Annotated in this window: 4 protein-coding genes, 1 pseudogene and 2 riboswitches; of the genes and pseudogenes, 3 read left to right on the forward strand and 2 right to left on the reverse strand. The window is 62.7% G+C overall.

What is annotated here, in order from left to right; genetic code table 11:
- Positions 1 to 91: 91 nt before the first annotated feature.
- Positions 92 to 2,995 carry a ribonucleoside-diphosphate reductase subunit alpha gene (locus BGN91_RS10945; RefSeq protein ID WP_292613046.1) on the reverse strand — a complete coding sequence of 968 codons (2,904 nt, stop codon included), beginning with the start codon at positions 2,993 to 2,995 and terminating at the stop codon, positions 92 to 94.
- Positions 2,996 to 3,105: 110 nt separating this feature from the next.
- Positions 3,106 to 3,326: riboswitch (cobalamin riboswitch) on the reverse strand.
- A gap of 179 nt (positions 3,327 to 3,505) precedes the next feature.
- Here BGN91_RS10945 and BGN91_RS10950 point away from each other — a divergent pair.
- Positions 3,506 to 4,174: an epoxyqueuosine reductase QueH gene (locus tag BGN91_RS10950; protein WP_292613048.1), complete on the forward strand. Its 669-nt coding sequence runs from the start codon at positions 3,506 to 3,508 to the stop codon at positions 4,172 to 4,174.
- 37 nt (positions 4,175 to 4,211) lie between these two features.
- Positions 4,212 to 4,444: riboswitch (cobalamin riboswitch) on the forward strand.
- Between the two features lie 105 nt (positions 4,445 to 4,549).
- Positions 4,550 to 6,886: a 5-methyltetrahydropteroyltriglutamate--homocysteine S-methyltransferase gene (metE, locus tag BGN91_RS10955; protein WP_292613050.1), complete on the forward strand. Its 2,337-nt coding sequence runs from the start codon at positions 4,550 to 4,552 to the stop codon at positions 6,884 to 6,886.
- Positions 6,887 to 7,326: 440 nt separating this feature from the next.
- On the opposite strand, the gene BGN91_RS10960 is transcribed toward metE, so the two are convergent.
- Complete coding sequence (locus BGN91_RS10960) at positions 7,327 to 7,602, reverse strand: metal-sensitive transcriptional regulator (RefSeq protein ID WP_292613052.1); 276 nt, start codon at positions 7,600 to 7,602, stop codon at positions 7,327 to 7,329.
- 255 nt (positions 7,603 to 7,857) lie between these two features.
- On the opposite strand from BGN91_RS10960, the pseudogene BGN91_RS10965 reads away from it, so the two are divergent.
- Positions 7,858 to 8,308, forward strand: a pseudogene (locus tag BGN91_RS10965) (YHS domain-containing protein); the annotation flags it as partial.

Consider the following 8,308-nt stretch of genomic DNA (forward strand, 5'->3'; position numbering starts at 1 on the left):
TCCTGTTGTTTCGATGTCGTTCCCGCAAAGGCGGGATTCGTGTGCGCCCGGTGCGCTACTGATCCGGGGCCATTGGCGGGGAGACTCCGTGTTATTGACACGCCTCGCAGGTCGGATCGTCGATGCGGCAGGCTTTCCAGCCGTCGGTCTCGGCGGTGTCGGTAGCGCGGCCGTTCGATGCCGCCGCCGACGCCGAGACTGCGTTGAGCTTGCCGTCGGTGCCTTTCAAGGTCGACTTTTCGACATGCGTCGCGGATCGTGAACGCAGGTAATAGGTAGTCTTGAGACCGCGCTTCCAGGCGTGGCGATAGAGTGCGTCGAGCTTCTTGCCGTTCGGGTTGGCGATGTAAAGATTGAGCGACTGCGCCTGGTCGATCCACTTCTGTCGGCGCGCGGCGGCATCGATCAGCCAGGTTGTGTCGATCTCGAAGGCCGTGGCGTAGAGCGCCTTGAGATCGTCAGGCACGCGATCGATTTGGCCCACGCTGCCGTCGAAATATTTGAGGTCCGAGATCATCACCTCGTCCCACAACCCGCGCGCCTTGAGATCGCGCACGAGATGAGCGTTCACCACGGTGAAGTCGCCGGACATGTTGGATTTGACGTAGAGGTTCTGATAGGCGGGCTCGATCGACTGCGACACGCCGCAGATATTGGAGATCGTCGCGGTCGGTGCGATCGCCATGCAATTTGAATTGCGCATGCCGATTGTCATGACGCGCCGGCGCAGTGAGTCCCAGTCAAGGCGGCTGGAGCGATCGAGGTCGACCGGCGCGCCGCGCGCCTCGTCGACGAGCGAAAGCGAATCGAGCGGCAGGATGCCTTTCGACCACAGCGATCCCTCATAGGAGGGATAGCGGCCGCGCTCGGCCGCGAGGTCGACCGAGCCGGAGATCGACCAGTACGAAATCGCCTCCATGCTTTCGTCCGCGAACGAGACGGCCTCATCCGAGGCATAGGGCAGGCGCAGGATGTTGAGCGCGTCCTGAAAGCCCATGATGCCGAGTCCGACCGGACGATGGCGCAGGTTCGAGGTCCGTGCCTCCGGAATGGTGTAGAAATTCACGTCCAGCACGTTGTCGAGCATGCGCATCGCGGTCTTCACCGTGCGTGCGAGGTGCTCGTGGTCGAGTTCGCCGTCGTGCAGATGGTTGACGAGGTTGACCGAGCCGAGATTGCAGACCGCGACCTCGGTGTTCGACGTGTTGAGCGTGATCTCGGTGCAGAGGTTCGAGGAATGCACGACGCCGCAATGCTGCTGCGGCGAGCGCAGGTTGCACGGATCCTTGAACGTGATCCAGGGATGGCCGGTCTCGAACAGCATGGTCAGCATGCGCCGCCACAGGTCGACGGCGCGGACCTGTTTGGTCACGCGCAGTTCGCCGCGCACGGCCTTCTCTTCATAATGGACATAGCGTTCGGCGAAAGCCTTGCCGGTGAGGTCGTGCAGGTCCGGCGTTTCGTCGGGTGAGAACAGCGTCCAGACGCCGTCCTCCTCGACACGCTGCATGAAGAGGTCCGGCACCCAGTTCGCCGTGTTCATGTCATGGGTGCGGCGGCGGTCGTCTCCGGTGTTCTTGCGCAGATCGAGGAACTCCTCGATGTCGACGTGCCATGTTTCGAGATAGGCGCACACCGCGCCCTTGCGCTTGCCCCCCTGGTTGACCGCAATCGCGGTGTCGTTCGCAACCTTCAGGAACGGCACCACGCCCTGGCTTTCGCCGTTGGTGCCCTTGATGTGGGCGCCGAGCCCGCGCACGCGCGTCCAGTCGTTGCCGAGACCGCCGGCGTATTTCGAGAGCAGCGCATTGTCCCTGATCGCCTTGAAGATGCCGTCGAGATCGTCGGCGACGGCCGTGAGAAAACAGGACGAAAGCTGCGGCCGCAATGTGCCGGCGTTGAACAGCGTCGGTGTCGATGCCATGAAATCGAACGACGAAAGCAGGTCGTAAAAGGCGATCGCCTTCTCTTCGCGGTCGATCTCGCGCAGCGCCAGCCCGCAGGCGACGCGCATGAAGAATGCCTGCGGCAGTTCGAAACGCGTGCTTCGGACATGCAGGAAGTATCGATCGTAAAGGGTCTGGAGGCCGAGATAGTCGAATTGGAGGTCGCGTTCCGCCTTCAGCGCGGCCGCAAGCCGGTCGAGATCGAAGCGCGCGATCTCCGGATCGAGCAGATCGTTGGCGATGCCGGTTTGCACATAGGCGCGGAAATAGTCCGCATATCGCTCCGCCATCTCCGCCTGCGTCGCCTGCTCGGGACGTCCGGCAATGAAGCTCAATGCCTCGCGGCGCAGCTTGTCGAGCAGAAGCCGTGCGCTCGCCTTGGCGTAGTCTGGATCGGTCTCGACCAGCGTGCGCGCCGCGAGAATCGGCGCCAGCGCCAGCTCGTCCGCGCTGATGCCGTCGTAGAGATTGCGATGCGCTTCGCTCAGGATGGCCTCGGCAGTGACGCCGTCAAGACCGGCGCAGGATTCCTCCACCACAGTGGCGAGGCGTCGGGTGTCGAGAGGCGTCAATGATCCGTCCGCCGACTTCATCCGCAACGCAGGCGTCGCGGCCGCCGCGCCGCCCTTCTTCGTCTTCGACTCCTGCGCTTTGGTCCGCTGGCGCGCCCGTTCCTCGCGGTAGAGCACGTAAGCGCGCGCGACCTTGTGATGCTCGCTTCGCATCAGCGCGAGTTCGGCCTGATCCTGAATGTCCTCGATGTGGAAGGTGCGGCCGGCGTCGGTGCGCCGGGTCAGGCTGGCGACGATCTGGCCGGTCAGCTCAGCGACGATGTCGTGGACCCGGCGCGAGACGGCGGCGCTGCTGCCTTCGACCGCGAGGAACGCCTTGGTCAGTGCGATCGCAATCTTCGAGGAGTCGAACGGCGAAACCGATCCGTTGCGCCGGATGACCTGATACGCGGGTTCGCTGGACGCCGCCGCGGCCGAAGTGGACAAAGACGGACGCACGGAACGCGCAGCGGATGCAGTTTCGGTTGCGACGGACATCGCTCAAACCCCAGTTTTGTTGCGAGCGGGATCGTGCGGAGACGCGCACAGGAATGCCGCGGCAGATGCCGCGATTGCTGCCATGCGGCCCGCCGGGACACCCCGCCCAGGGACGTTCTTTGCGACACGGCAGGTCTACTGGCTCGCGGGTCCAGGCGTCAGTCCGGTCTTCCCAAGGCCTTGCGACCCCAGTGACATTCAGTGGACTTCGGCTCGCCGCTTACAGTTGCGGGGGCAGCGTCGGCATTGCCGGGTCATTTGCCCCAGCGCACCGGCTTCCCTCTTAGCTCTCGGCATTGCGACTCGAGAGACCGTGACCACTATATTTAGTATCTTCACCTCATTCAGTGTCAACAAATCGTTTTGAATCCGGACGCGGAACGCTCGCAATCCACAGCGGTCCGAAACGGACTCGCCGTTCAACCACTCTTGACGCTTCGATCATACAGCCCATTATCCCGAGAGAGACGCCGCGCCCTATGTTTCGCGGCTCAACCGCCGAGCCTGACCGTGAACGATTTCGTCCGACCGAACCTGACGCCCCCGAACGGGCAGAAGAAAGTGCTTTTGCATTCCTGCTGCGCGCCTTGCTCGGGCGAGGTGATGGAGGCGATGCTGGCCTCGGGGATCGATTACACGATCTTTTTCTACAATCCAAACATCCACCCGCTGAAAGAATATCTGCTGCGCAAGGACGAGAACGTCCGCTTCGCGGAAAAGCATGGCGTGCCGTTCGTGGATGCCGATTACGACAAGGACAACTGGTTCGCGCGCGCCAAGGGGATGGAGTGGGAGCCGGAACGCGGGGCGCGCTGCACCATGTGCTTCGACATGCGCTTCGAGCGCACCGCGCTCTATGCGCATGAGCACGGTTTTCCGGTGATGACATCGTCGCTCGGCATCTCCCGCTGGAAGAACATGGCGCAGATCAATGACTGCGGCCATCGCGCCGCCGGACTTTATGACGGCCTGTCGTATTGGGATTTCAACTGGCGCAAGGGCGGCGGCGCACAGCGCATGATCGAGATCAGCAAGCGCGAGGAATTCTACCAGCAGGAATATTGCGGCTGCGTCTATTCGCTGCGCGACACCAATCAGCACCGCAGGGAGCAGGGCCGTTCGCCGATCGCGATCGGCACGCAATTCTACCGGAACGAGAACGATTCGGATTCGACCTGATTCCGCTTTGGCGGTTGACGGTCCGGACCCGCTGGCCCATAGGATTAGTGGTCGAGGTTCTCCGGGACATTCAAGCCTGGAGCTAAGAGGGAAGCCGGTGCGCTCTGGTCGATGGGCCTTCGTCCATGGATCCGGGCAATGCCGGCGCTGCCCCCGCAACTGTAAGCGGCGAGCTGTGGTCCATCAGTGTCACTGGGAGCAATCCCGGGAAGGCCGGACCGAAGCCGAGACCCGCGAGCCAGGAGACCTGCCCCGGCAACATAGTCGTCCTCGGGCGGGGTGTCCCGGTGGTGCGCTTGCGGTTTCATGGCAAGCCTCGCCAGGATTCCCATGCCGCGTCGCTAAGGCCCAGCCCCCAACACATGGGGTAAAGCCGTGTCAGTTTCCTCTCTCCCTGTCGCCACGCTCGGCACGCCGCGCATCGGCCCGCGTCGCGAACTGAAAATCGCGCTCGAAAGCTACTGGTCGGGCAAGTCCGACGAATCCGCGCTGCTTGAAGCGGCGGCCAGCTTGCGCGCCGCGAACTGGGCGCGCCAGAAGTCGCTCGGCGTCACCGTCATCCCGTCCAACGATTTCACGCTCTACGATCACGTGCTCGACACCAGCGTCATGGTGGGAGCGATCCCGGACATCTACGGATGGGAAAGCGGGCCGGTGCCGCTCGCCACCTATTTCGCGATGGCGCGTGGCGCGCAGGGCGGAAATGGCGATGCAGCCTGTGCGCATGGTCATCGGGGTGAGGGCCACGCTCACGGCGCGCCGGCGCAGGAAATGACCAAGTGGTTCGATACCAATTATCATTACATGGTCCCCGAATTCAGCAAGGGCCAACGATTCGAACTCTCGTCGCTGAAGGCCGTCGATGAATATCGCGAGGCCAGGGCTCTCGGGTATCAGACGCGGCCCGTGCTGCTTGGTCCCGTCACCTATCTGAAACTCGGCAAGAGCAAGGACGCGAATCTCGATCCGCTGTCGCTGCTTTCCGGTCTGCTGCCGGTCTATATCGAGGTGCTGAAGCGCCTTGCCGCGGAGGGCGCGGAATGGGTGCAGTTCGACGAGCCCTGTCTCGTGCTCGATCTCGACGATGCGACCCGCAAGGCGTTGCGCGCGACCTATGAACAGCTTGCGCGAGCACTGCCAAATCTGAAGATCATGCTGGCCACCTATTTCGGCGGCATCGGGGACAATCTCGACACCGCATTGTCGCTGCCGGTCACGGGACTTCACATTGATCTCGCTCGCGCTCCGGACCAGCTCGAGGCGGTGGCGGCAAAGGCGAGACGGGATCTGGTCCTGTCTCTCGGCGTGATCGACGGTCGCAACATCTGGCGCGCCAACTTGCCGGCGCTGCTCGACCGCCTGGAGCCCGTTGTCGCCAAACGCGGAGTCGACCATTTGCAGGTCGCGCCGTCCTGCTCGCTTCTGCATGTGCCGATCGACGTGTCGCTTGAAACCGATCTCGATGCCGAGCTGAAAAGCTGGCTCGCCTTTTCGGTGCAGAAGATGGGTGAGCTGGCGACGCTCGGCGAGGCGCTCGCCAAGGGCCGCGCCTCGGTCGCCGACGCCCTGAAAGCATCGGCAGACGCCGCGGCGGCGCGCAAGGCGTCTCCGAAGGTTCATGATGCTGCCGTTGCGGCACGCATCGGAGCGGTTGCGCCCGGCATGGCCCGGCGCAAGAGCGCTTTTGCCGATCGCGCCAAGTTGCAGCGCGACCGCTTCGGCCTTCCGTCGTTCCCCACGACAACCATCGGCTCGTTCCCGCAGACCGCCGAGGTGCGCAAGGCGCGCTCGGCGCATGCCAAGGGCGCAATGAGCGATGCCGACTACGAGAAGTTTTTGCGGGAGGAGACGGCGCGAACCATCCGCTGGCAGGAAGACATCGGCCTCGACGTGCTCGTGCACGGCGAGTTCGAGCGCAACGACATGGTGCAGTATTTCGGGGAGCAGCTTTCCGGATTCGCTTTCACAAGGCACGGCTGGGTGCAGAGCTACGGCTCGCGCTGCGTCCGTCCGCCGGTCCTGTTCGGCGACGTGTCGCGGCCGAACCCGATGACCGTCGGCTGGTGGACATACGCACAGACGCTGACATTCAAGCCGATGAAGGGCATGCTCACCGGCCCTGTGACCATCCTCAACTGGTCCTTCGTGCGCGACGACGTGCCGCGCAGCCTTGCCTGCCGGCAGATCGCGCTCGCCATCCGCGACGAGGTCGTCGACCTGGAGGCGGCCGGAGCGTCGATGATCCAGATCGACGAGGCCGCGCTGCGCGAGGGATTGCCGCTGCGCCGGTCCGAATGGAAGGCGTATCTCGACTGGGCCGTCGAATGTTTCCGTCTGTGTGCGAGCGGCGTCACTGATGCGACCCAGATCCACACCCACATGTGCTATTCGGAATTCAACGACATCATCGACGCGATCGCGGCGATGGACGCCGACGTCATCTCGATCGAGACGTCGCGCTCCAAGATGGAGTTGCTCGACGCCTTCAGGAACTACAAATATCCGAACGAGATCGGTCCCGGCGTCTACGATATTCACTCCCCGCGCGTGCCGGCGGTCGACGAGATGACGAGCCTGCTCAAGCTCGCGCGGCAGCGCCTTTCCGATACCCAGCTCTGGATCAATCCGGATTGCGGGCTGAAGACCCGCAAGTGGGAGGAGGTCAGGCCGGCGCTCGTCAACATGGTCGAGGCGGCGAGACGGATGCGATAGAGCGCTTTTGAGCGAAGTAGAATCCGGTTTGCATGAAGAAAACGCATCAAACAGGCAGCCAGGGTTTTTCACGGTTTCCGTGAAACGGTGAAAGTCCTGGCGCGAAATGCGGAAAAGCGGAGTGGGTTTTGCTCGTCCGCTCTCGATATTTCGAAGTCAGGATGACCTCGGATCGGTCGATCCGAAATCATCGTGATCTATCGCGCGAAATATCCGGTTCACGCCCTCCCGCCGTAATTTTCGCAAGCGCGAAGTCTGAATCGATTTAAATTTCTGGCAGACTCAAAGTTTCATTCATGGAATAAAACGTGCGGAGCGCCTGTGCTTTTACCGCTTTCGGGAAAAGGCATGCGTCGAGAGATGAAAATGCTGCCTGTGCGATCTCTCGAGTGAAGGCCGCATGCGACGTACTGAACTCGTTTAGCGGTTATGCGTTCGACTTACCGGTCCGCCCGCTCGATGACGGCCATCAGTTCGGCAATCTTGCGGCGCTGATCGGCCTTGTTGCCGCTTGTAATCGCATGCTCGACGCAATGCGCCACGTGATCCTTGAGCACTTCTTCCTCGACACGCCGCAGCGCGGCGCGCACGGCCGAAATCTGCGTCACGATGTCGATGCAATATCGGTCTTCATCGACCATTCGCGACAGGCCGCGTACCTGGCCTTCGATCCGGCTCAATCGTTTGCGGCAGGATGCCTTGAGATTGTCGCGCATGCACAGTATATACCCCTATAGGGTATGTACTGCAAGCGCCGAACGCGGAGATTCCGGATGAGCACAGCCGAGCAGGCAACGTCGAAAAATGGCTGCTGCAGCGCGGACGGGGCGCAGGCTTCATCTTCCGCCGGCGCATCTGATGGATCGAGTTGCGGCGGCGGAAACGCCGTGACCGCGCATGACCATGGCGCGCCGGCGCCCCACGACAAACAGGCACATCATCACGATCGGCATCCTGTCGGTGCGCACGATGGAAAGGTGCTTGATCCCGTCTGCGGCATGAGCGTCGACCCGCAGACCAGCAAGCATCGCTTCGATCACCAGGGCGCGACCTATCATTTCTGTTCCGCGGGCTGCCGAACCAAATTCGCCGCGTCCCCGCAGTCGTATCTCGACAAGTCCAAGGCGCCCCCCGCGGACGCGCCTGAAGGCACTGTCTACACCTGTCCGATGCATCCCGAAGTCCGCCAGGTCGGCCCCGGCGCCTGTCCCATCTGCGGAATGGCGCTGGAGCCCGAACTGGTGTCGCTGGACGACGCGCGGAATCCCGAACTGGCGGACATGTCGCGCCGTTTCTGGATCGGATTGATCCTCGCTTTGCCTGTGATCGTGCTGGACATGGGCGGGCATATCGCCGGCGCGCATGGCTGGGTCGAGCCGACGCTGTCGAACTGGATTCAGTTCGCCTTTGCGACGCCGGTGG

It is taken from the genome of Nitrobacter sp. 62-13, assembly GCF_001896955.1.
GTDB lineage: Bacteria > Pseudomonadota > Alphaproteobacteria > Rhizobiales > Xanthobacteraceae > Nitrobacter.